The sequence below is a fragment of the Mycobacterium sp. G7A2 genome, assembly GCF_041902445.1.
In the GTDB taxonomy this organism is placed as follows: domain Bacteria; phylum Actinomycetota; class Actinomycetes; order Mycobacteriales; family Mycobacteriaceae; genus Mycobacterium.
Genome location: NZ_CP169251.1, coordinates 3,228,269 through 3,251,549 on the forward strand (window position 1 = coordinate 3,228,269; position 23,281 = coordinate 3,251,549).

The window sequence follows — 23,281 nt, forward strand, 5'->3', positions numbered from 1 at the left end:
TTGACCACCCACCAGGACCGCAAGCGACCCGGCCGGCCGCCGGGCGCTTCGGACACCCGAGATCGCATCTTGTCCAGCGCGCGTGAGTTGTTCGCGCGCAACGGGATCGACAAGACATCCATCCGCGCCATCGCCACCGACGCGGGCGTGGATCCGGCCCTGGTGCACCACTACTTCGGAACCAAGACCCAGCTGTTCGCCGCGGCGATCAAGATCCCCATCGATCCGATGAGCATCATCGGCCCGCTCCGCGAAGTGCCAGTCGACGAGATCGGCCACGTGCTGCCGTCGCTGCTGCTGCCTCTGTGGGATTCGGAGCTGGGCAAGGGGTTCATCGCCACGCTGCGATCGGTGCTCGGTGGCAGCAACGTCGCCGAACTGTCGATGTTCCGCTCGTTCCTGCAGGACGTCATCACTGCCGAGGTGGGCAGCCGGGTCGACGATCCACCGGGCAGCGGCCGGGTACGCGTCCAATTCGTGGCGTCGCAACTCATCGGGGTGGTGATGGCCCGCTACATCCTCGAACTGGAGCCGTTTCGATCGTTGCCGGTGACCGAGGTCGTGGAGACGATTGCGCCGAATCTGCAGCGCTACCTGACCGGTGAGCTGCCCGAACTCAGCTAGGACTGTCCTGCCGCGGCGACCAGCCGCCGGTGCTCGTCGTCGTCGACGGCAATCGCCTCGTCGACCAGCAGGACCGGAATCCCGTCGTCGATGCGGTATTTGCGGTGCAGCCGCGGGTTGTACAAGGCGCCATCGACCAGCAACAGAGGACCGCGATCCTCGGGGCACACCAGGATGGCCAGTAAGTCCGGATCCAGCACCATCGGCTCAGCGACCGGGCATCGGGAAGATCGTGTCGCTGTCCTGCTGCATCGGGTTGCCCGGCTGCCATGCGGGACCGTTCGGGATCCCCGGGGTCGCCACCGGAGGCGCGCCGCCGCCGGAGGGCACCTGGTTCTGCGAGCGCATCATCTGCTTGCGCTGGTAGGTCAGCGTCTCCTCCAGCGCCTGGATCAGCGGGACCTGGTTGGGGCGCTTCTCCAGAGCCGCGGACAACGCCACGGCGTTGCCGCGCGAGGGTCGGATACCGCGCATCCGCAGCGTCATGACCTGCTCGATGAGCTTGGACACCTGACCGCCGCCCTTACCGGTCTGGTACTCCTGCGAGATCATCATCAGCACCTGATCCGGTGAGATCGGCGCCTGAGTCTGCTCGGTCGACGAGGACGAGTCAGCCGGCTGCGCCAGCGCCGTGGGCGCAGTGGCACCCAGGGCCAGGCCACCGACCAGCGTGGATGCGGCCAGCGCGGCCACCGCGGTGCGGCGCCAAGGTTGTGGTGACATCAATCCTCCTCGTGGACAGCACGCCCGACCACACGACCCGGCATCGTCTCCAGGACCCTAACAGTGTGGCCCTCGACGGGCATCACTGCGCGCTCTCGACGATCTCGCTCCGCACAGCCACGGTCAACCGCTTGTACCGATCACTATCGGGGTCCAGGTACCAGGCGTTACGGGAGGGTTTGGGAACACCCTGCTGCTGCAGCGGCCCGGCCAGCGGGCGGTAGGTGGCGGTCAGGGTCATGTCGGCGACGACATGGACGATGTCCGGCGGGCAGCCCACGGCGAGGTCGGCCAACGCTTCGGACAGGTCGGCAGACGGGACGGTGCCGCCCGGCCGCAGCGCCAGCGCGGTGACCGCGAGACATCCGTCGCCGTGGGGCACGCCGTAGGTGACGGCCATGTCCACCGCACCCAGCCTGCCGACGGCGTCGTTGACGGTGCCGGCGAACACCGGTCCCCGTTCGGTGTGCACGACCGCCGCCCGGTTGTCCACCAGCCAGTAGTCGCCGTCCTCGTCCCGGCGGAACAGGTACTCGGTGGAAACCCAGGTGTCCGCGGGGGCGAACACACCGCGCTTGACCGAAGCCAACGGGTCGACCGGGCCGCGCGGCCGGGCCAGCAGCACACCGACCTCGTTCGTCTCGGCCCGGCGGACGAACCCGCGCTCGTCTTCGAGGATCAGGTTGTCTTCCGCGTCGTAGGCCGCCAGGGCGATGTCCCCGCCTCCGGGGAGGGGCCTGCCCTTGCTGCCGACCTTGGCGCCGGCGACGTTCGCCAGCACCGCCTGCCCGTCGGTGGTGGCGAAGAACTCGACGACATTGGCCGGCGCGAACACGTCGACGACGCGCCGCCACAACCCGGAGGGCATTCCGGAACCGATGAACACGCGCACCGGATGGTTACCGGTCAGCGAGAACGCCGGGTCGTCGATCACCTCGCGCAACATCGCCCACGTGTAGGACACCACGGTGACGCCGTACTGCCGGATCTCCTGCAGGAAGCGGTCGGGGCGAACCTCGCGCGACAGCGCGATGCGGGCACCGCCGACGACTGCCCCGCCGAGACTGACCAGCAGCCCCGACTGATGGTGCAGTGGGGTGAGGCAGTACACGGTGTCGCTGCGGGACAGGTTGGCCGCCGAAGCGGTTCCGAACGCCGACAGTGCCCACCGGTAGTTCGTGATCTGGCGCGCGACGAGCTCACCGCTGATCGTGCTGAACGCGATGAAGGCGAGGTCGCGCGCCAGACCCGGGTTGGGCCGGTACCAGCCGGGCAGCTCGACGACGTCGGGATCGATCTTCTCCATGTCCACGACCTCGGCGACGCCGTCGAAGGCGTCGAGGTGCAGATCCCGGGACTCACCACCGCCGAGCACCAGGATCCGCGATTCCAGTTCGCGGGCCGCGGCCAGGTTGCTGGGATCGGTGATGACCTCGGTCACCCCGCCCAGTCGTGCCGCCGCGGCGAGATCAGCATCAGGCGGCATCAGCACCGCGACAGCGCCCAGCCGCGACAGCGCGGCGATGGCGACCAGCGCGCTGGGCCGGGTCTCCATCAGCACGCCGACGCGCGCACCCTGACGCACGCCCACCTCGATGAGGCCGCGCACCACGTTGTTGATGCGGCGGTCCACCGCCTCGTAGGTGTGCACCCGTCCGTCGAAGAGCAGCGCCTCACCCTTCGGGGCCTCGTGCGCCTGCTCAGTCATGATGCGGCCCAGCGAAATCCGGGTGTGGTCGTTGACCTGTCCCAGCCGGGCCAGCCGCGGCAGCGTGCGGGCGGTCTCCACCGCCAGCGTGCGCGCGGACTTGTTCGCCGCCACCAGGGCGTCGGCCGCCGACCGGGCCAGGCTGAACGCCATCTCGGTGGCCGCGGCCCCGCCGTGGGCCAGGCGGGACGCCAGCGTCACCCCGCTCTCGCTGGGTTCGGATGCCTGCAGGGCCATCGGGCTGACCCCTTCGGGCATCGGGCCGCCCTCGTCGAGCCAGCGCACCCAGGCCGCCACCGCCGGCCACGTCTGCGACGCCGCCTTGGAGCCCACAACGAGCCCGAAATGACCGGCGCGGATGAGGAATTCGTACACATCGGCTTCGGGGGCGGCGCGTTTGATGCCGCGCACCGCGGCCGGCTGACCGATGTCGTCGACCTCACCGATGACGGCCAGCACCGGACAGCTGATGTCCGACAACGTCACCAGATCCCCGTGGATGGAGAAGCCGCCGGTCATCATCCGGTTGTGGGCGATGAACTGTTTCAGCAGCTCGGAGATCGCCGGCCCCGACCAGGCGATCCACCCCTCGGAGGCCAGGAACCTGCGCTGCTGTTCGCGGGGCAGCAGCGCCTCGCGGTCGTGGAGCTGGCGCAGGAAATCCAGTCGCGACTGTGCGGTCTTGATCGGATCGAGCATCTGGAACCCGGTCCGGGCCAGCCAGCCGGGGATGTCGATGCGGCTGAACACGTGGTCGGCCATGAAGTCCGCGGCCGCCGGCGCCAGGCTCGCCGGCAGGTTCATCGGCATCGCGGCCAATGTGTCGACCGGCGATCCGAAACCGATGATGCTGGCCAGGTCCTTGGAGCGGCGGTAGGCCGCCGTCTGGTAGGCGAACATCCCGCCCTGCGAGTAGCCGGCGAGGTGCACATCGCGACCGGTCACCGTCTTGACCGTGTCGATCGCCTCGCTGAGCGCCACCACGTGATCGGCGAGGTTGCGCTGCATCCCGCCCTCGATCTTGTCCGGTGAGCCGAAGTCGATGACCCACGGATCGACGCCCGCGCGGTGCAGGATGCCGACCGCGCCGTCCTCGCGGGTGACGTCCCACATGTCGGCCGACATCATCATCGGGTGCACCATCAGCACGGGTGGCCCCGCCGGTTTCGCCCCAGGGCGGGCATCGGGCGGGAAGTACCGCCGCAGCCGGTACATCGGCACGCTTTCGATGATCTGGAACGGCGACGGCACCGCACCGGTTTCCAGACCGCCGTACCTGAGCACCTCCAGGCCGTTCTGCGCGGTGGCCACCAGCCGCCCGACGGGGCGGGTGATCGCCGAGAGGTCCACCACCGGCACTCCCCTCTCTGAACACGTCCGCCTGTTGCGGTCCCCCGGTACTGCAGTCGTCATCATGGCACAGCGGCCACCTATCATCGGCGGCTGATGGCAAACCTGGTCAACCTCGAACGAGCCACGATCGGCTTCGGTACCCGCACGTTGCTCGATGCGGTCAGTCTGGGCGTGGAGGAAGGCGACGCGATCGGCGTCGTGGGCCGCAACGGTGACGGCAAGACGACGCTGCTGCGGATCCTAACCGGTGCCGAGCAGCCCGATTCCGGGCGCGTCACCCACACCTCCGGTCTGTCTGTGGGCTATCTGCGTCAGGCCGACGACTTCGCCCGCGGCACCACCGTGCGCGGTGTGATCACCGGTGGCCGCCCCGACCACATCTGGGCCGCCGAACCCGCCACCCGGGCCGTCGTGGAGAACCTGCTGTCCGGGGTGGATCTGGACGCCGAGGTGTCGGCGCTGTCGGGTGGCGAGCGCCGCCGGGTCGCGCTGGCCGAGGTGCTGCTGGCCGGCCACGACGTCCTGGTGCTCGACGAACCCACCAACCATCTCGACGTCGAGGTGATCGGGTGGTTGGCCGACCACCTGTCCTCGCGCCCGGCGCGGGCGCTGGTGGTGGTCAGCCACGACCGCTGGTTCCTCGACGCGGTGTGCACCAGCACCTGGGAGGTCCACGACGGTGTCGTCGACGCCTACGACGGCGGTTATGCCGCCTACGTGCTGGCGCGCGCCGAGCGCATGAGGCTGGCCGCAGGCGCCGAAGCACGCCGCCAGAACCTGATGCGCAAGGAATTGGCGTGGTTGCGGCGCGGACCGCCCGCGCGCACCTCCAAACCGAAGTTCCGCATCCAGGCGGCCAACGAGCTGATCGCCAACGAGCCACCGCCGCGTGATTCGCTGGTGCTGCAACGGTTCGCGACGACCAGATTGGGCAAAGACGTCTTCGATCTGCACCGGGTTCGGCTCGAGGTCGGCGAGCCGCCCCGGGTGCTGCTCGACGGCGTGGACTGGTCGATCGGGCCCGGGGCGCGGATCGGGCTGGTGGGTGTGAACGGTTCGGGCAAGACGTCGGTGCTGCGGCTGCTCGCCGGCGAGCTGGCGCCGACGGCGGGCACCGTCAAGCGGGGCCTCACGCTGCGGATCGGTTATCTCAGCCAGGCGCTCAAGGAACTGGACGGCTCACGACGGGTGATCGATGCGGTCGAGGACCGGCGCCGGGTCACCGAGTTGGCCGGGGGTCGTGAGATCACCGCGGACACGTTGCTCAAGGACTTCGGCTTCGTCGGCGACAAGCTGACCGCGCGCATCGGTGAGTTGTCCGGCGGTGAACGCCGACGGCTGCAGTTCCTGCGGATGCTGCTCGACGAGCCCAACGTGCTGCTGCTCGACGAGCCGACCAACGACCTCGACATCGACACGCTCACGGTGATCGAGGACTACCTCGACGGATGGCCGGGGACGCTGATCGCGGTGACCCACGACCGCTACTTCCTCGAGCGGGTCAGCGACGTCACCTACGCGCTGACCGGTGGCGGTCGCTGCGAACTCCTGCCCGGCGGCATCGAGCAGTATCTGGCCGAACGCACTTCGGCGGCGCGCGAACCGGCGCGAACCCAGCCCGGCCGAGCCGAACCGGCCGGCGGTGAGACCGCTGCGGCCCGCGAGCGCCGCACCGGCAAGGAGATGACGCGCATCGAGAACCAGCTCGGCAAGCTCGACGACCGCATCACCGCGCTGCACGAGGCGATGGCCGAGGCCGCTGCCGACCATGTGCGCGCCGCGGAGCTCAACGGTGAGCTCGCCGAGTTGCTCGACCGCAAGCAGGCCCTCGAGGAGAACTGGCTGGAGCTGGCCGACGAGACCGGTTAGCGGTCCGGCCGGCAGCTCTCGTCTATCGGTTTAGCCGCAGCCGCAACCGGTCTGTGACGTCACGCACCGCGCCGAGCTGCCGGGCGACCTGGATGGGGGCTGTGCCGCCGCGCGCGTCGCGGGAGTTGACCGAGCCCTCCACGGTGAGCACCTCGCGCACCTGCGGGGTGAGTTCGGCGTGGATTCCGGCCAATTCGGCGTCCTCGAGTTCCTCGAGGCCGACACCGCGGGCTTCGGCCGCGCGCACCGCGGCACCGGCGGCTTCATGTGCCACCCGGAACGGCACCCCGCGACGGACGAGCCATTCGGCGACGTCGGTGGCCAGCGTGTACCCCAGCGGTGCGAGCTCGGCCATCCGGTCGGTGTCGAAGCGCAGAGTGCCGACCAGGCCGGCCATCGCCGGCAGCAGCATCTCCAGCTGCGCCACCGAGTCGAACACCGGCTCTTTGTCCTCCTGCAGGTCACGGTTGTAGGCCAGCGGCTGGGCTTTGAGCGTGGCCAGCAACCCGGTGAGGTTGCCGATCAACCGTCCACTCTTGCCCCGCGCCAGCTCGGCGATGTCGGGGTTCTTCTTCTGCGGCATGATCGAACTGCCCGTCGACCAGGCGTCGTGCAGCGTGACGTAACCGAATTCGGTGGTGCTCCACAAGATGATGTCTTCGGCGAGCCGGGACAGGTCGACGCCGATCATCGACAGCACGAACGCCGCCTCGGCGGCGAAGTCCCGCGACGCGGTGGCGTCGACCGAGTTGTCGGCCGCCGCAGCGAAGCCGAGTTCGTCGGCGATCGCGTCGGGGTCGAGCCCCAGCGAGGACCCGGCCAACGCGCCGGACCCGTACGGCGACACCGCGGCCCGTGTGTCGAAGTCCGCGAGTCGGTCGACATCGCGCAACAACGGGTGGGCGTGTGCCAGCAGGTGGTGGGCCAGCAGAATCGGCTGAGCGGACTGCAGGTGCGTCTTGCCGGGCATGATCGCGGTGGGGTGGGCGGCGGCCTGGGTGGCCAACGCCTTGACCACGTCGAGTACACCGTCGGCGACGCGGCGGATCGCGTCGCGCAGCCACATCCGAAACAGCGTGGCCACCTGGTCGTTTCGCGAACGTCCCGCCCGCAGGCGGCCGCCCAGGTCGGCGCCGACCCGATCGATCAGCCCACGCTCGAGCGCGCCGTGCACGTCTTCGTCACTGACCAGCGGCCCGAAGCTGCCGTCGGCGACGTCGGCGGCCAGGCTGTCAAGGCCGGCGAGCAGACCGTCGCGTTGCTCGGCGGTGAGCAGGTCGGCCCGGAACAACACCTGCGCGTGAGCTTTGGACGCGGCGATGTCGTACGGCGCCAACACCCAATCGAAATGGGTCGATTTGCTCAGTGCGGCAAGGGCATCGGCGGGGCCGTCGGCGAATCGGCCGCCCCACAGAGAACCTTCGTTGGTACTCACTGACCGGCCAGGTCCCGGCGCGCCGACAGGCTCGACGACAGCCCGTGGACGTGGACGAAGCCCTTGGCCGCGGACTGGTCGAACGTGTCACCCTCGTCGTAGGTGGCGAGGTTGAAGTCGTACAGCGATTCCGCGCTGCGGCGACCGTTGACCGCGATGTGACCGCCGTGCAGCACCATCCTGATCTCGCCGGTCACGTGCTCCTGGGTGTTCGCGACGAACGCTTCCAGTGCGGTCTTCAGCGGCGAGTACCACAGGCCGTCGTAGACCAGCTCGCCCCACTTCTGGTCGGTGTTGCGCTTGAACCGGCCGAGTTCGCGTTCCAGCGTGACGTGTTCGAGCTCGGTGTGCGCGGTGATGAGCACCATCGCGCCGGGCGCCTCGTAGATCTCGCGGCTCTTGATGCCGACGAGGCGGTCCTCGACGACGTCCAGGCGCCCGACCCCCTGCGCGCCGGCGCGCTGGTTGAGTTGCTCGATGGCCTGCAGCACCGTGACCGGCTGGCCGTCGATGCTGACCGGGACGCCCTTCTCGAAACCGACCACGACCTCGTCCGGGCTGCTCCAGTTGATCGTCGGATCTTCGGTGTAGTCGTAGACGTCCTTGGTCGGGGCGTTCCAGAGGTGCTCGAGGAAGCCGGTTTCCACCGCGCGTCCCCACACGTTCTGGTCGATGGAGAACGGCGAACGCTTGGTGACGTTGATCGGGATCGCGTTCTCCTCGGCGAACGCGATCGCCTTCTCGCGCGTCCACGCGTAGTCGCGGACCGGGGCCAGCACCTGCAGGTCGGGGGCGAGCGAGGCGAAACCGACCTCGAAGCGCACCTGGTCGTTGCCCTTGCCCGTGCACCCATGCGCGACGATGCCGCCGCCGTGCTCGCGGGCCGCGTCGACGAGGTGGCGGACGATCAGCGGCCGGCTCAGCGCCGACACCAGGGGGTAGCGGTCCATGTAGAGCGCGTTGGACTTGATGGCGGGCAGGCAGTACTGCTCGGCGAACTCGTCGCGGGCGTCCACGACGACGGCTTCGACCGCGCCGCAGTCCAGCGCACGCTGGCGAACGACGTCCATGTCCTCGCCGCCCTGCCCGAGGTCGATGGCCACGGCCACCACCTCACGCCCGGTCTCCTTGCCGATCCAGCTGATCGCCACCGAGGTGTCCAGACCGCCGGAATACGCCAGGATGACGCGCTCGGACATAGTTGTTGCTCCTCTTGTTGTTGCTTCAGGCTCGGGACAGGTTTTCGACCGTGGCGGCGAGCTCCACTCCGGTCATCGGTTCACGCGCGACGACCAGGATGGTGTCGTCACCGGCGATGGTGCCGACCACGAACGGCAGGGCCGCGCGGTCGATGGCGCTGGCCAGATAGTGCGCGGCACCCGGCGGGGTGCGCAACACGGCCAGGTTGCCGCTGGCGTCGGTGGACACCAGCAGGTCCGACAGCAACCGCGACACTCGTTCGGTGCCGCCGGTGACGCCGCGCACCGGGCTGCCGTCCTCGGGCACGATGTAGACACCCGTTCCCCCGTCGGCTCCGCGCAGCTTCACCGCGCCGAGCTCTTCGAGATCACGCGACAACGTCGCTTGCGTCACCTCGATCCCGTCGGCGGCCAGCAGCGCCGCCAGCTCGCTCTGGCTGTGCACCGACTGCGCCGACAGCAGCGCGACGATGCGAGCCTGGCGGCCCGCCCGGGTGGTGGCTTGCGAGGGTGTGGACGTCACGACGTGCTCTTGTCCAGCAGCCACACCAGCAGCGCTTTCTGGGCGTGCAGCCGGTTCTCGGCCTCGTCCCACACCGCACTGCGCGGACCGTCGAGCACGTCGTCGGTGATCTCATGCCCGCGGTGCGCGGGAAGGCAGTGCAGGACAACGACTTCGGAGTCGGCACGATCGAGCAGGGCCGAGTTCACCTGGAACGGCCGGAACGGGCGGACCCGGTCCAGACCGTCGTTCTCCTGTCCCATCGAGGTCCACGTGTCGGTCACCAGGACGTCGGCGCCGTCGGCCGCGGCCTGCGCGTCGTCGGTGACGGTGACGGTGGCGCCGGTGTGGCGGGCGCGTTCGGCCGCGGCCGCGACGAACATCGGATGCGGTTCGAAGCCGCGGGGCGCAGCAATGGTGACGTCGATGCCGGCGGTCACCCCGCCGAGCATCAACGAGTGCGCCATGTTGTTGGCGCCGTCACCGAAGTAGCTCAGCCGCAGGCCTTTCAGCGCGCCCTTCCATTCCACCAGGGTCTGCAGGTCGGCCAGCACCTGGCACGGGTGGAACTCGTCGGACAGCGCGTTGACGATGGGCACCGTGGAGCCCGATGCCATCGCGGTCAGCCGTTCCTGGGCGAAGGTGCGCCACACGACGGCGTCGACGTAACGCGACAACACCCGGCCGGTGTCCTCCAGCGTCTCCTCCCGGCCCAACTGGGTGCTCCGCCCGTCGACCACCACGGCGTGCCCGCCCAGTTGGGCGATGCCCATCTCGAACGAGAACCGGGTGCGGGTCGAGTTCTTCTCGAAGATCACCGCCACGCCACGCGGGCCCGCCAACGGTGTGCGCCCGAACGGGTCGGCCTTGACCTCGGCGGCCAGGGCCAGCACCTCGGCCTGCTCGTCGGGGCTCAGGTCGTCGTCGCGCAGGAAGTGTCGCATCAGGACTGCACCGCCTTGTCCAGCACGGCGGGCAGCGCCGCCAGGAAGGAATCGATCTGTGTCTCGGTGATGACCAGCGGGGGCGCCAGTCGCACCACGTCGGGCGCGGCGGCGTTGACCAGGAACCCGGCCTCGCGCGCGGCGGTCTCGACGTGCTTGGCGCTGGGCGCCGTCAGCACCACACCGCGCAGCAGGCCGCGGCCGCGGACGTGGTCGACCAGCGGATGCCCGAGCGACTCGATGCCGTGGCTGAGCGTCTTGCCCAGCACGTCGGCCCGTTCGATCAGCCGTTCGTCAGCCAGCGCCTGCAGTACCGCGAGCGCGGCCGCCGTGCACACCGGGTTGCCGCCGAAGGTGCTGCCGTGCAGCCCCGGAGTGAGCAGCTCAGCTGTGGCCCCGATGGCCAGGCACGCCCCGATCGGCAGCCCGCCGCCGAGTCCCTTGGCCAGTGTGACGACGTCAGGGGTGACGCCGTCGTGCTGATGGGCGAAGAACGCGCCGGTACGCCCGACACCGGTCTGCACCTCGTCGAGAACCAGCAGCGCACCGTGCTCGGCGGTGATGTCGCGGGCGGCGGCCAGGTAGCCGGCCGGCGGTACGACGACGCCGCCCTCCCCCATGATTGGTTCCAGGAACAGCGCCGCGGTGCTGGAATCGACAGCGGCGCGCAGCGCGTCGACGTCGCCGTAGGGCACGAACGTCACGTCGCCCGGCAACGGGGCGAACGGCGCCTGCTTGGACGGCTGGCCCGTCAACGCCAGTGAGCCCATCGTGCGGCCGTGGAACGCCCCTTCGGCTGCCACCAGCTTGGTGCGGCCGGTCAGCCGGGTGATCTTGAAGGCGACCTCGTTGGCTTCGGTGCCGGAGTTGCAGAAGAACGCCCGCGCGGGCGCCCCGAGCAGGTCCACCAGCGCCTCGGCGAGTGCGACGCCGGGTTCGGTGGCGTAGAGGTTGGAGGTGTGCCCCAACGTGTTCATCTGCCGGTTCACCGCCTCGATCACCGCAGGGTGGCGGTGGCCGAGCACATTGACGGCGATGCCGCCGAGCAGATCGACATAGTCGTTGCCGTCCACGTCGGTGACGACGGCGCCGTCTCCGCTGGCCAGTGCCAACGGCGGGGTGCCGTAGTTGTTCATCATCACCGCCGACCACCGCTGCAGCAGAGGTGCCTGCTCGGTCATGCCCCGCTCACCACCTTGGTGCCCGCACCCTCGTCGGTGAACAGCTCGACCAGCACGCAATGCGCGACGCGGCCGTCGATGACGTGGGCGCTGGGCACCCCGCCGTGGATCGCCCGCAGGCAGGCTTCGATCTTGGGCACCATGCCCTCCTCGAGGGTCGGAAGCAGTTGGGTCAGCGCGGCCGCGTCGATCTGGCTCACCAGCGATCCGCGGTCCGGCCATCGGGTGTACAGGCCCTCCACGTCGGTGAGCATCAGCAGCTTCTCCGCGCCCAGCGCTTCGGCCAGCGCGGCCGCCGCGGTGTCGGCGTTGATGTTGTAGACCAGCCCGTCGCCGTCGGGGGCGATCGTCGAGACCACCGGGATGCGGCCGGCGTCGATCAGGTCCAGCACCGCGTCGGTGTTGACGTCGGCGACGTCGCCGACCAGTCCGATGTCGGTGGCGATCCCCTCCACCATGACGGTGCGCCGCACCGCGGTGAACAGTCCGGCGTCCTCGCCGGTGATGCCCACCGCGTACGGGCCGTGTGCGTTGATCAGGTTGACCAGTTCCCGGCCCACCTGGCCGAAGAGCACCATGCGTGCGACGTCGAGCACCTCGGGTGTGGTCACCCGGAAGCCGCCTTTGAAGTCGCCGGCGATGCCGAGCTTCTTGAGCATCGCACTGATCTGGGGTCCACCGCCGTGGACGACGACCGGGTGGATGCCGCAGTTGCGCAGGAACACCATGTCGGCGGCGAACGCGGCCTTGAGGGTGTCGTCGGTCATCGCATTGCCGCCGTACTTGACCACGACGATCTTGTCGTGCAGTGCCTTCAGCCACGGCAGCGCCGCGGCCAGTACCTGCGCCTTGTCCGGAGTCTGCAGTGTCATGAGCTGTACGCCGAGTTCTCTTCGACGTAGGCGTGCGACAGGTCGGTGGTGCGGATGGTCGCCGACGCGTCCCCCACGCCGATGTCGACGCTGACCTCGATGTCCTCTCCGGACAGGTCCACCTCGCGCGCGCCGGGCGCGCCGACACCGTCGATACACACCGGAGACCCGTTGAACGACACGGTGATCCGATCCGCATCCAAGGCCACCGGGGCCATTCCGACGGCGGCCAGCACCCGACCCCAGTTCGGGTCGGAACCGAACAGTGCGGTCTTGACGAGGCTGTCGCGGGCGATGACCCGCGCGGCGAGGACCGCGTCGTCTTCGGTCTGGGCGCCGGTGACGGTGACCGCGACGCGTTTCGTCACGCCTTCGGCGTCGGCCTGCAGCTGCGCGCACAGGTCCTCACACACCCGCGTGACCGCCGCGGTCAGTTCCTGCTGGGACGGGGTGATCTCACTGGCGCCCGAGCACAGCAGCAGCACCGTGTCGTTGGTCGAGCAGCTGCCGTCGACGTCGAGCCGGTCGAATGTCGTGGCGGTGGCGGCGTTCAAAGCGGCGCGCAACGCTTCAGGGCTGGCCACCGCGTCGGTGGTGATGACGCAGAGCATCGTGGCCAGCGATGGCGCGAGCATCCCCGCACCCTTGGCCATCGCGCCGACCGTCCAGTTGTCCTGGTGCAGCGCAACCTGTTTGGGCACCGTATCGGTGGTCATGATGGCGCGGGCGGCTTCCTCCCCGCCGGTGAGCCCGCCGGCCATCTCGTGGACGACCTCCCGCACACCGGCCAGGACCTTGTCCATCGGCAGCCGGTCACCGATCAGGCCTGTGGAACACACCGCGACCTCGATCGCGCCGGTCTCGGTACCCCAGTCCGACAGCGCGGCAGCGGTGGCCTCGGCGGTGGCATGGGTGTCCTGGAAACCCAGCGGACCGGTGCAGGCGTTGGCGCCGCCGGAGTTCAGGACGACCGCGCGGAGTCGGCCGCTGGTCAGGACCTGCTGCGACCACAGCACGGGCGCGGCCTTGACCTTGTTGCGGGTGAAGACCCCGGCGGCGGTGTGGTCGGGTCCTTCGTTGAACACGAGTGCCAGATCGAGTGCCCCGGAGGCCTTGATGCCCGCCGAGATGCCGGTGGCGCGAAATCCTGCCGGTGCGGTGACGCCCTGGGTGCGCAGCATCCGGGTCATGGGGCCACACCGACCGTCGACAGGCCGGCAGTTTCGGGCCAGCCCAGGGCGAGGTTCATCGACTGCACGGCCGCACCCCCGGTGCCTTTGACGAGGTTGTCGATCGCGGCGATGACAACGCATGTCTCGGCGTCTTCGTCGAGTGCGACGGCCAGTTGTGCGGCGTTGCTGCCGATCACCGACCCGGTGGTCGGCAACTGCCCTTCGGGCAGCAGATGGACGAAAGGTTCGTCGGCATAGGCCTTTTCATAGGCACTGCGCAGCTGGGACAGCGACGCACTGGTCCGGGCCGTGCACGTGGCGAGGATGCCCCGCGAGGTCGGTATCAGCACCGGGGTGAACGACACCGAGACATCGGTGCCGGTGACTGCGCGCAGCCCCTGGGCGATCTCGGGAGTGTGGCGATGTCTGCCGCCGACGTTGTAGGCGCGGGCGGAGCCGATGATCTCCGCGCCGAGCAGCTCCACCTTGGCCGAGCGGCCGGCGCCCGACGCGCCGCTGACCGCGACAACCGTGACGGCGGGTTCGGCGAGGTCTTCGGCGAACATCGGCCACAGCGCCAGCAGCGCCGCGGTCGGATAACAGCCCGGCACTGCGATGCGCCGTGCCCCCACGAGGCGTTGCCGCGCGCCGGGCAGTTCGGGCAGCCCGTAGGGCCAGCTGCCGGCGTGCTCTGAGCCGTAGAACCGCTGCCAGGCGCTCGAGTCGGTCAGCCGGAAGTCGGCGCCGCAGTCGATGATCAGAGTGTCGGCACCCAGCTGGTCGGCCAGGACAGCGGAGTGTCCGTGCGGCAGCGCCAGGAACACGACGTCGTGACCGGCGAGCGTGTCGATGTCAGTGGGTTCCAGGACGTGGCCGGCCAGCGGCACCAGGTGCGGATGGTGCTCACCGAGGGCGGTGCCCGCACTGGCGGCCGCCGTCAGCGCACCGATCTGCAGACGGCCGTCGGCGAAAGCGGGATGCCCCAGCAGGAGCCGGAGGATCTCGCCACCGGCGTATCCGCTCGCCCCTGCAACCGCGACTGAAACCATGGCCGCCATGGTTGCATGATTATTCACCTACACGCAAACTCATTATTGGCCCGCTGCCCTTCGGGTTTGTTCCCGGGTCGCGCACCTGCCCGTGTCGCTCGGCAACGGCTGAGCGCATGTCGCCTCAGCGGCGTTGTTCAGCCCCGAGTTTCTCGGCCGCGGCCGCCACCGCGGCGTCGCGTGCGGCGCTGGCTTCCTCCTCGGTCAGCGTGCGGTCCGGCGCGCGGAACCGCAGAGCCAGGGCCAGCGATTTACGGCCCGCACCGATCTGAGGCCCGGTGTAGACGTCGAAGAGCCGCACGTCCTCGAGCAGCTCCCCGGCCCCGGCGCGGACCACGTCGACCACGCTCTGGGCCGCCACGTCGTCTGCCACGACGAGCGCGACGTCCTGGAACACCGCCGGGAACGGCGACACCGTGGGTGCGGGCAGTGACTCCACGATCGGCGCGGCGTCGAGGTCGAGCTCGAGCGCGCAGGTGCCCTTCGGGAGCCCGGACCGCTCGATGACCGCGGGGTGGAGCTGGCCGGCGTACCCGACCACCACGTCGCCGATCATGACCGCCGCGCATCGGCCGGGATGCCAGGGCAGGTGTTCGGCGGCGCGCAGGGTCAGGTCGATTCCTGCGGCGCGCCCGATCACGCGGACGGCTTCGAACGCGTCGGCGGCTTCCACCGGGCGCCCGGGACCCCAGGGGCCCGCAGGTTCACGCAGACCGGCCAACACCGCGGCGACGTGCTGGGGCTGGTGCGGAAGCGAGGAATCCAGCACCGCGATCTCGTCGTCGGTGGGCCGGCGGTCATTCGGGATGCGCTCGACCGCGCGGGTGTCGCTGGTGGGCTCGACCACCTGCGCGATCGCGAACAACGCCGCGTCCACGGCACCGCGGGAGACGTTGCGGCTCAACGCCTCCAACAGTCCGGGCAGCAGCGTGGTGGCCAGGTGCGGGCGGTCGGATTCGAGCGGGTTGAGCACCGAGGTGGTGCGCCGACGCGGGTCGTCGTCGTCCAGGCCCCATTTGTCGAAGATGCCCGCAGGCAGGAACGGCGTGGGCAGGATCTCGACGAATCCGCTCAGCGCCAGCGATTTCCCGACGGCCCGGCGACGCTTCTGACCGGGTGTCAGGCCCCGGCCGGCAGGGGCGGTGGGCAGCACCGAGGGGATCGCGTCGAGCCCCTCGAGGCGCATGACCTCCTCGACCAGGTCGGCGGGCTGACGGATGTCGGGCCGCCAGCTCGGCGGCGTCGCGGTGATCCGGCCTTCGTCGACGCGGACCGCCGCGCCGATCTGTGTCAACCGTTTCTCGGCGGTGCCGGCCGGATAGTCGACTCCGGCGGTGCGGTCGGGTAGATCCAGAGGCATGCTGACCGGCGGATGCGACCAGTCCTCGGTCGGCGGGTCGCCGCGCCAGTCGGTCAGCCGCGGCTCGACGGTGCCGCCGGCGATGTCGGCGAGCAGTGCGGCGCACCGATCCAGCGCGGCGACCGACACCGCGGGGTCGACCGTGCGCTCGTATCGACGTCCCGCCTCGCTGTGCAGGTGCAGCCGACGTTGCGTGCGCGACACCGCAGCCGGATCCCACACCGCCGCCTCCAGCAGCACATCCGTGGTGGTGTCGCGGACCTCGGTGGTCCCCGCTCCCATCACCCCGCCGATCGCGGCCGTGGCGGCGTCGTCGACGATCAGCACGTCGGCGGGATCCAGTGTGCGTTCGACGTCGTCGAGCGTGACGACCGTCTCACCCGGCTCGGCAAACCGCACCCGGAAGCCACCGCTGATGAGGCCACGGTCGTGCGCGTGCATCGGATGCCCCAGTTCGAGCATCACGTAGTTCGTCACGTCCACCGCAGGCGAGATCGCCCGGATCCCGGACAGCAGCAGACGGCGCTGCATCCACCACGGCGACACCGCATGAGGGTCGATGCCGGTCACCGGCCGGAGCCCGAACCGCTGCACACCCGTGCCCGCGTCGATGGTCACCGCCAGCGCCTCGCCCTCGGCGGGCAGGGGGGCCACCTCCGCGGGGTCGACGTAGTCGAGGTCGTAGGCGTTGGCGATCTCGCGGGCCATCCCCCGAACGGACAGGCAGTAGCCGCGGTCCGGTGTGATCGCCAGATGGAACACGACGTCGTCGAGCCCCAGCACGTCGGCGGCCGCGGCACCCGGTTCGGCGGTTCCGGGCGGCAGCACCAAGATCCCGGAGTGATCGGTGCCGAGGTTGAGTTCGGCAGGCGAGCAGATCATGCCGTCGGAGGTGCGCCCGTAGGTCTTTCGCGCAGCGATGCGGAAGTCGCCGGGCAACACCGTCCCGGGCAGGGCCGCGACCACGAGGTCGCCGACCGCGAAGTTCGTTGCCCCGCATACGATGTCACGTAGCTGCGGCTCCCCCACATCGAGCTTCACCGCCCGGATCGGCTTCTTGAACTCGGTGAGTTCTTCGATCTCGGCGACGCGACCGACCGTCAGCGGTCCGCTGACCGGGCCGACCGCAATGATGTCCTCGACCTCGTGGCCGATACGGATCAGCGCCTGCTCGAGGTCCTCGGCCGACACGTCCCAGCCCGGGGCGCCGACTGCCACGACCTCGCGCAGCCAGCTGTAGGGAAGGCGCATCAGGCTCCCACCCCGAACGGTAGCGAGAACCGGACGTCGCCCTCGACCATGTCGCGCATGTCGGGGATGCCGTTGCGGAACTGCAGGGTGCGCTCCAATCCCATGCCGAATGCGAAGCCCGAGTACACCTCGGGATCGATGCCGCACGCGCGCAACACATTCGGGTTGACCATGCCGCAGCCGCCCCACTCGACCCAGCCCGGACCGCCCTTTTTGTTCGGGAACCAGATGTCGACCTCGGCCGACGGCTCGGTGAACGGGAAGAAGTGCGGGCGGAACCGGGTGCGGCCCTCGGGGCCGAACTCCGAGCGCGCGAACGCGTCGAGGGTGCCCCGCAGATGGGCCATCGTGAGGTTCTTGTCCACTGCCAGGCCCTCCACCTGATGGAACACCGGGGTGTGGGTGGCGTCGAGCTCGTCGGTGCGGAACGTGCGGCCGATCGAGACGATGTAGACCGGCAGGTCACGCTCGAGCAGGGCACGGATCTGCACCGGCGAGGTGTGGGTGCGCAGCACCTGCCGCGACCCCTCGGGTGCGACGTGGAAGGTGTCCTGCTCGCTGCGGGCCGGATGGTCCGGCGGGAAGTTCAACGCGTCGAAGTTGAACTGTTCGGTCTCGACCTCGGGCCCTTCGGCCAGCTCCCAGCCCATCGCCACGAAGGTGTCGGCGACGTGTTCGGCGAGGATCGTGATGGGGTGGCGGGCGCCGACAGGTTGGCGGGTCGACGGCAGGGTGACGTCGATGCGTTCGGCCACCAGCACGGCGGCGTCGCGTTCGATACGCAGCGCCGCCAGCCGTTCGTCGTAGGCGGCCTGCGCCGCGGCGCGGGCGACGTTGACGCGCTTGCCCGCGTCAGCGCGTTCCGTCTTGGGCAGCGACCCGAGGGCCTGGCGCGCCAGAGCGATCGGCGACCGGTCGCCGAGATGCTCTGTCTTCGCGCGGGACAGCTCGTCGAGGGTGCCGGCCTGGTCGAAGGCGCGCACGGCGGCACGCACCGCCTCGTCGAGTGCGGTGTCGGATAGGTCCACTGGCTGCTCAGCCACCCGGCGATCATAGGTGATGGGCTCGCCGCGCTTCGCATCCATTTGGTCGGGGGCGCCACACCCTCCCGCCGATCCGTCCGACCCACCGGCGTTCAGACTGCGACCTCGGCGGCAAAGTGCGAGTGAGAGCCGCCGTGAGCGCAGCGCCAACGGGAATTCATCGCCGAGGTCGGGAGAGTGCCGTCACGATCCCGTGGCTTCGCCGTCGTCCTCGTCGGTCGGCTTGCGGCTCTTGAGCCGGTAGATGACGAAGTCGGGCGGGACGCCGTCCTGCTTGGGTGCGAACATCTGGCGCCGGAGCTTGCGTGCGGTCACGCCCAACGTGTCGAACTCCTCCTGTGGGATCCGTTCCAGCGTCGCGGCGGAGACCATGAGCTCGCCGCGCGTAGCGCGTTCCATCACCCGCGCGGCCAGGTTGACGTCGACGCCCAGCCAGTCCGAGCCGATGCGCTGCGGGCGTCCGGTGTGGATGCCGACCCGCATGCGTGGGGTGAATCCGTCGACGTCGACGGCCCTGATCGCTTCGCGAGCGGCGATCGCCGAGCGGACGGCGGTGGTCGGATCGGAGAACACCGCCATGATGCCGTCGCCCATGCGCTTGACGATGTGGCCCCCCGACTCCAGCAGCGGAGGCTCCACCACCTGGGCCATGCGGCGCAGCAACCGCAGCGTCGCCTCATCGCCGGCGTTCAGCGACCACGCCGAATAACCGACCAGATCGGTGAACACCAACGTCACCTCGGCGTTGGCAGGCCGGCCCGAGACCCGCTCGGTCAGGGCCTGCCAGACCTGCAACGCCCCCAGGCTGAGCTCACGGGATGCGGCTGCGCGTTCCAACAGGCGGTCGGCGGCCCGGGCGGCCGCTCGCGGTCCGCCCAGACCGGACACCGACAGCGGATCGCCGAACTCGGGATCACCGGGCAGGGCCCGCCGGGCGCGACGGATGGCGGAAACGACACCGTCGTGCTGATTGACTCCCCGCAGCCAGCCGAGCGGGCCTGACGAGTGATCGGTTCCCGGCTCACTCGACTCGGCGTCGTCCACGCCGCTCAGCCTAATCGAGCCGAAACGACCGGATAAATTCGCAGGTCACGCGCGTATGCCGCCGGTGTGGAGGGTGTATAACACTGGCCGCGCGGTGCGTGGAATTCGTAGACAACGGTCGTTGTCACGCTTATCGTGAGGCGATGCGATCAACGGCGATGGCAGACCATTCGACCTCCTCGACGACCGTCCCGACCGACAATCCGCTCGGGCCGGACTCGCTGACGTGGAGGTACTTCGGCGACGTCCGCACCGGCATGCTCGGCGTGTGGATCGGCGCGATCCAGAACATGTACCCCCAACTCGGAGCGGGCGTCGAGGATCACTCGGTGTTGCTGCGCGAACCGTTGCAGAGAGTCGCGCGGTCGGTGTATCCGATCATGGGAGTCGTCTACGACGGCGACCGCGCCGCGTCCACGGGCGCGCAGATTCGCAGCTATCACAAGACCATCAAGGGTGTCGACGCCGCCGGGCGGCGCTACCACGCGCTGAATCCCGAGACGTTCTACTGGGCGCACGCCACGTTCTTCATGCTGATCCTCAAGACTGCCGAGTACTTCTGCGGCGGACTGACCGAAGCCGAGAAACGCCAGCTGTTCGACGAGCACGTGCAGTGGTATCGCATGTACGGCATGAGCATGCGGCCGGTGCCGTCGTCCTGGGAGGCCTTTCAGGAGTACTGGGCACACAAGTGCGACGAGGAACTCGAGATCAACCGGGCGACACTGGACATCTTCTCCATCCGGATTCCCAAGCCGCGGTTCGTGCTGATGCCGACACCGGTCTGGGATCAGATGTTCAAGCCGATGGTCGATGCGCAACGCTGGATCGCCGCAGGGGTTTTCGACCCGGCGCTGCGCGAGCGAGCGGGCATGCGATGGACACCCGGCGACGAGATTCTGCTGCGGCTGTTCGGCAAGCTGGTGGAGTTCGCATTCGTGGCCGTACCCGACGAGATCCGGTTGCATCCGCGTGCATTGGCCGCCTACCGCCGTGCGGAGGGCAAGCTGGCGCCGGACGCGCCGCTGGTCGAAGCGCCCGCGTTCATGGCCCCGCCGCGGGATCGTCGAGGAATGCCGATGCACTACGTGCCGACCCGCAAGTCGCTCCTGGACCGCGTCGGCTCGCTGGTGCATTCGACGTTCTCGCTGGCCGGCGTGCGCCCGGCGCGCGGCCGGACCGAGGCGGCCTGAGAACCTCCTCCGCGAAGCCCGGGTTACCGATCCACGCCGGCGCGGATTGTCACGCCCGCCAGGGCAGCGTCGTGCCGCGCAACGGTCAGCGGTCGCGGGAGGCGCGCGCGCTCTGGTAGAGGCAGATGGCCGCCGCGGAGCCGATGTTGAGGCTTTCGGCGTTGCCCGCCATCGGGATTCGCACCCGGGCTGTGGCGAGCTCGACGACGTCCGGCGGCAAGCCGTGGGCCTCCGGCCCGAACAACCATGCGGTCGGTCGGGCCAGGTCGACGTCGTCGAGGCTCACCGAACCGTCCAGCACGGTGGCCAACACCTGCAATCCTGCGTCCCGCAGGCCGGCGACCACTGCTTGCGTGTCGGGCTCGGCGATGACGGGGATCGAGAAGATGCTGCCGGCCGAGGCGCGCAGGCACTTGCCGTTGTACGGATCCACGCTCGGGCCGGCGAGTACCACCGCGTCGGCGCCCATGGCGTCGGCGACGCGGATGATGGTTCCGGCGTTGCCGGGCTCGGAGACGCCGACAGGCACAGCGACCAACGTGGGCGCGTCGGCGAGCACCTGCGCGAGGCCGGCGTCAGGAATCGTGCACACGGCCACCAGGCCCACCGGAGTCACCGTGTCTGACAATGCTTTTGCCGCGCGTTCGGTGACGAGCTGGGTCGGGGTGCCGGCGAGCAGGTCGGCGAACCGGGCGGCAGCGCTCTCGGTGACGAACACCTCGGAAACGAGTCCGCGCCGCAGCGCGGCCTCGACGAGGTTGGGCCCCTCGGCGAGGAAACGTGCGGCGCGGCGGCGCCCGGTGTGGCGGTGCAGTTTGACCGCCGCCACCACCCGGGCAGAACGCTCGGTGAGGGTCAGGCAGCCTCGCCCGACGGGGCGTTCACGTCGGCAGGCAGTGCGCCCTTGGCCACCTCGACCAGCGCGGTGAAGGCAGCCGGGTCGCTGACGGCCAGCTCGGCGAGGTTCTTGCGGTCGACCTCCACGCCGGCGGCCTTGAGGCCCTGCATCAGCCGGTTGTAGGTCATGTCGTTGGACCTGGCCGCGGCGTTGATGCGCGAGATCCACAGCTTGCGGAACTCACCCTTACGGGCGCGGCGGTCCCGGTAGGCGTAGGTCAACGAATGCAGCTGCTGTTCCTTGGCCTTGCGGTACAGCCGCGAGCGCTGGCCCCGGTAGCCCTTCGATGCCTTGAGTACGGTACGCCGCTTCTTCTGCGCGTTGACCGCGCGCTTCACGCGTGCCATGGGAGTTTCCTATCGTCGTTCAGTCAGGGGTCGGGGTCCGGCCGGGACGGTCGGACCACCGGTCTAGCGGGTGGAGCGCTCAGCCGTTGAGCATCTTCTTGATGCGCTTGGTGTCGTTGCCCGACACCTCGGTGCGGCCTTCGAGCCGGCGGGTGCGGGTCGACGGCTTGTGCTCGAGCAGGTGGCGGTGGTTGGCCTTCTGGCGCACGATCTTTCCGGTTCCGGTGCGGCGGAACCGCTTCGACGCGCCGCTGTGGGTCTTCGCCTTCGGCATGTTTCCTCAGTTCTGTGGGGTATCGGTGGGTGCTTCCTGGGCGGGCTGCGCCTTGCGCTGCGCCGCTGGAGCGTCTGCATCGTGCGCCGCCTTGGCGCGAGTCTTCGCGCCGCGGTGCGGGGCCAGCACCATCGTCATGTTGCGGCCGTCCTGCTTGGCGGACGTCTCGACGAAGCCGTAGTCGGCGACGTCGGCGCCCAGGCGTTGCAGGAGCCGGAACCCGAGCTCGGGCCGCGACTGCTCACGTCCGCGGAACATGATGGTCACCTTGACCTTCGACCCGGCTTCCAGGAAGCGGACGACGTGACCCTTCTTGGTCTCGTAGTCGTGGTCGTCGATCTTGGGACGCAGCTTCTGTTCCTTGACGACGGTCTGCTGCTGGTTCTTGCGAGACTCGCGCGCCTTCTGGGCCGTCTCGTACTTGTACTTGCCGTAGTCCATGATCTTGCAGACCGGCGGCCTGGCATTGGGAGCTACTTCGACGAGATCGAGATCGGCATCCGCGGCAACGCGGAGAGCATCTTCGATGCGCACGATGCCTACCTGTTCACCGCCCGGTCCGATCAGGCGGACTTCAGGTACGCGGATGCGCTCGTTGACGCGGGTCTCAGTGCTGATGGGGCCTCCCTGGATAGATCCTGCTGTCCTCGAGGAGTCCACACTTATCCGGCGCCCTGTCCCTACAGAACAGAAAAGCCCTGCTCAGAGCAGGGCCCGACACCGACCAGGACAGACATCTGCGATGTCTGTGACCGGACCGTTGCACCTCCGACGTATCGTCGGTGAACGGTGGGAGCGGGACTCCACTTTGCTGTCCCGGACGTTGCCGGGACGGTCGCGCATGCCAGTCTAGCAGGCATGACCGAGGTTCCCGAACCATCCTCCCTGGCAGCCGAGCTGTCCGTACGCGAGCTCGCCGACGTCCCCGCCGTCGAGGTCATCACCCGTGCCGCGGTGATGCTGATGAGTGCCGCCGCCGAGAAGCTCGGGCTGTCGGCCGACGACCCCGACGACAGCCCCCATCGCGACCTCGACGAGGCCCGCCGCCTGATCACCGGACTGGCCGGTCTGGTGACCGCGTCCGCCGAATATCTGGGACCGCACGCCGGACCCGTGCGCGACGGGTTGAAATCCCTGCAGCTGGCGTTCCGCGAGGCCAGCGCGGCACCCGAGGAGCCCGGTAAGGGGCCGGGAGAGAAGTACACCGGGCCGGTCTGGTAGCGCCACTCGCCGAAGCCGG

22 protein-coding genes are annotated in these 23,281 nt (G+C 69.4%); 4 read left to right on the forward strand and 18 right to left on the reverse strand.

Features of this window, described 5'->3' with window-relative positions:
• On the forward strand, positions 1–624 hold the full coding sequence (locus tag ACEWX3_RS15375; protein ID WP_347221451.1) for a TetR family transcriptional regulator: 624 nt from the start codon (positions 1–3) through the stop codon (positions 622–624).
• Here the strand turns inward: ACEWX3_RS15375 and ACEWX3_RS15380 are convergent.
• From ACEWX3_RS15380 to ACEWX3_RS15390, 3 genes are all read right to left on the reverse strand, one after another.
• Positions 621–824 (reverse strand): Trm112 family protein, encoded by a 204-nt coding sequence (locus tag ACEWX3_RS15380; RefSeq protein ID WP_173012213.1) that lies wholly within the window; start codon positions 822–824, stop codon positions 621–623. The two genes, ACEWX3_RS15375 and ACEWX3_RS15380, sit on opposite strands and share 4 nt — an antisense overlap.
• A 7-nt stretch (positions 825–831) precedes the next feature.
• Positions 832–1,347: a hypothetical protein gene (locus ACEWX3_RS15385; RefSeq protein WP_207064777.1), complete on the reverse strand. Its 516-nt coding sequence runs from the start codon at positions 1,345–1,347 to the stop codon at positions 832–834.
• Between the two features lie 82 nt (positions 1,348–1,429).
• Entirely contained in the window at positions 1,430–4,408 is a 2,979-nt protein-coding gene (locus tag ACEWX3_RS15390; protein ID WP_374157004.1) for an acyl-CoA synthetase, read from the reverse strand.
• 93 nt (positions 4,409–4,501) lie between these two features.
• On the opposite strand from ACEWX3_RS15390, the gene ACEWX3_RS15395 reads away from it, so the two are divergent.
• Positions 4,502–6,277: an ABC-F family ATP-binding cassette domain-containing protein gene (locus ACEWX3_RS15395; protein WP_221363069.1), complete on the forward strand. Its 1,776-nt coding sequence runs from the start codon at positions 4,502–4,504 to the stop codon at positions 6,275–6,277.
• A 22-nt stretch (positions 6,278–6,299) separates the two neighbouring features.
• Here ACEWX3_RS15395 and argH read toward each other — a convergent pair whose 3' ends face one another.
• From argH to ACEWX3_RS15450, 11 genes are all read right to left on the reverse strand, one after another.
• Positions 6,300–7,712 carry an argininosuccinate lyase gene (argH, locus tag ACEWX3_RS15400; protein ID WP_374157005.1) on the reverse strand — a complete coding sequence of 471 codons (1,413 nt, stop codon included), beginning with the start codon at positions 7,710–7,712 and terminating at the stop codon, positions 6,300–6,302.
• Positions 7,709–8,911, reverse strand: coding sequence for an argininosuccinate synthase (locus tag ACEWX3_RS15405; protein ID WP_207064780.1), 1,203 nt, complete (start codon positions 8,909–8,911; stop codon positions 7,709–7,711). The genes argH and ACEWX3_RS15405 overlap by 4 nt, the downstream gene beginning before the upstream one ends.
• Before the next feature lie 25 nt (positions 8,912–8,936).
• A complete protein-coding gene (locus ACEWX3_RS15410; RefSeq protein WP_207064781.1) occupies positions 8,937–9,434 on the reverse strand; it encodes an arginine repressor in 498 nt (165 codons plus the stop codon).
• Entirely contained in the window at positions 9,431–10,360 is a 930-nt protein-coding gene (gene argF / locus ACEWX3_RS15415; RefSeq protein WP_207064819.1) for an ornithine carbamoyltransferase, read from the reverse strand. Before argF ends, ACEWX3_RS15410 begins: the two co-directional genes overlap by 4 nt.
• Positions 10,357–11,538, reverse strand: a complete 1,182-nt coding sequence (locus ACEWX3_RS15420) for an acetylornithine transaminase (protein WP_374157006.1) — start codon at positions 11,536–11,538, stop codon at positions 10,357–10,359. The genes argF and ACEWX3_RS15420 overlap by 4 nt, the downstream gene beginning before the upstream one ends.
• Positions 11,535–12,410 carry an acetylglutamate kinase gene (gene argB, locus ACEWX3_RS15425; protein WP_221363066.1) on the reverse strand — a complete coding sequence of 292 codons (876 nt, stop codon included), beginning with the start codon at positions 12,408–12,410 and terminating at the stop codon, positions 11,535–11,537. Before argB ends, ACEWX3_RS15420 begins: the two co-directional genes overlap by 4 nt.
• Complete coding sequence (argJ, locus tag ACEWX3_RS15430; RefSeq protein ID WP_374157007.1) at positions 12,407–13,600, reverse strand: bifunctional glutamate N-acetyltransferase/amino-acid acetyltransferase ArgJ; 1,194 nt, start codon at positions 13,598–13,600, stop codon at positions 12,407–12,409. Before argJ ends, argB begins: the two co-directional genes overlap by 4 nt.
• On the reverse strand, positions 13,597–14,640 hold the full coding sequence (gene argC, locus ACEWX3_RS15435) for an N-acetyl-gamma-glutamyl-phosphate reductase (protein ID WP_221363064.1): 1,044 nt from the start codon (positions 14,638–14,640) through the stop codon (positions 13,597–13,599). The genes argJ and argC overlap by 4 nt, the downstream gene beginning before the upstream one ends.
• Positions 14,641–14,755: 115 nt before the next feature.
• Positions 14,756–17,242: a phenylalanine--tRNA ligase subunit beta gene (gene pheT, locus ACEWX3_RS15440; RefSeq protein ID WP_374157008.1), complete on the reverse strand. Its 2,487-nt coding sequence runs from the start codon at positions 17,240–17,242 to the stop codon at positions 14,756–14,758.
• A complete protein-coding gene (pheS, locus tag ACEWX3_RS15445; protein ID WP_207064786.1) occupies positions 17,242–18,285 on the reverse strand; it encodes a phenylalanine--tRNA ligase subunit alpha in 1,044 nt (347 codons plus the stop codon). The genes pheT and pheS overlap by 1 nt, the downstream gene beginning before the upstream one ends.
• A 183-nt stretch (positions 18,286–18,468) precedes the next feature.
• A complete protein-coding gene (locus ACEWX3_RS15450; RefSeq protein WP_374157009.1) occupies positions 18,469–19,329 on the reverse strand; it encodes an adenylate/guanylate cyclase domain-containing protein in 861 nt (286 codons plus the stop codon).
• Between the two features lie 158 nt (positions 19,330–19,487).
• Between ACEWX3_RS15450 and ACEWX3_RS15455 the strand changes: the two genes are divergently transcribed.
• A complete protein-coding gene (locus tag ACEWX3_RS15455; protein ID WP_374159868.1) occupies positions 19,488–20,522 on the forward strand; it encodes an oxygenase MpaB family protein in 1,035 nt (344 codons plus the stop codon).
• Positions 20,523–20,607: 85 nt separating this feature from the next.
• Here ACEWX3_RS15455 and ACEWX3_RS15460 read toward each other — a convergent pair whose 3' ends face one another.
• From ACEWX3_RS15460 to infC, 4 genes are all read right to left on the reverse strand, one after another.
• A complete protein-coding gene (locus ACEWX3_RS15460) occupies positions 20,608–21,354 on the reverse strand; it encodes a TrmH family RNA methyltransferase (protein WP_374157010.1) in 747 nt (248 codons plus the stop codon).
• A 23-nt stretch (positions 21,355–21,377) separates the two neighbouring features.
• Positions 21,378–21,767, reverse strand: a complete 390-nt coding sequence (gene rplT, locus ACEWX3_RS15465) for a 50S ribosomal protein L20 (RefSeq protein WP_152517180.1) — start codon at positions 21,765–21,767, stop codon at positions 21,378–21,380.
• Positions 21,768–21,846: 79 nt separating this feature from the next.
• On the reverse strand, positions 21,847–22,041 hold the full coding sequence (gene rpmI / locus ACEWX3_RS15470) for a 50S ribosomal protein L35 (RefSeq protein WP_152517179.1): 195 nt from the start codon (positions 22,039–22,041) through the stop codon (positions 21,847–21,849).
• Positions 22,042–22,047: 6 nt separating this feature from the next.
• Positions 22,048–22,659 (reverse strand): translation initiation factor IF-3, encoded by a 612-nt coding sequence (gene infC, locus ACEWX3_RS15475; RefSeq protein ID WP_173012211.1) that lies wholly within the window; start codon positions 22,657–22,659, stop codon positions 22,048–22,050.
• A 240-nt stretch (positions 22,660–22,899) separates the two neighbouring features.
• On the opposite strand from infC, the gene ACEWX3_RS15480 reads away from it, so the two are divergent.
• On the forward strand, positions 22,900–23,262 hold the full coding sequence (locus tag ACEWX3_RS15480) for a DUF1844 domain-containing protein (protein WP_163675353.1): 363 nt from the start codon (positions 22,900–22,902) through the stop codon (positions 23,260–23,262).
• Positions 23,263–23,281: the final 19 nt, after the last annotated feature.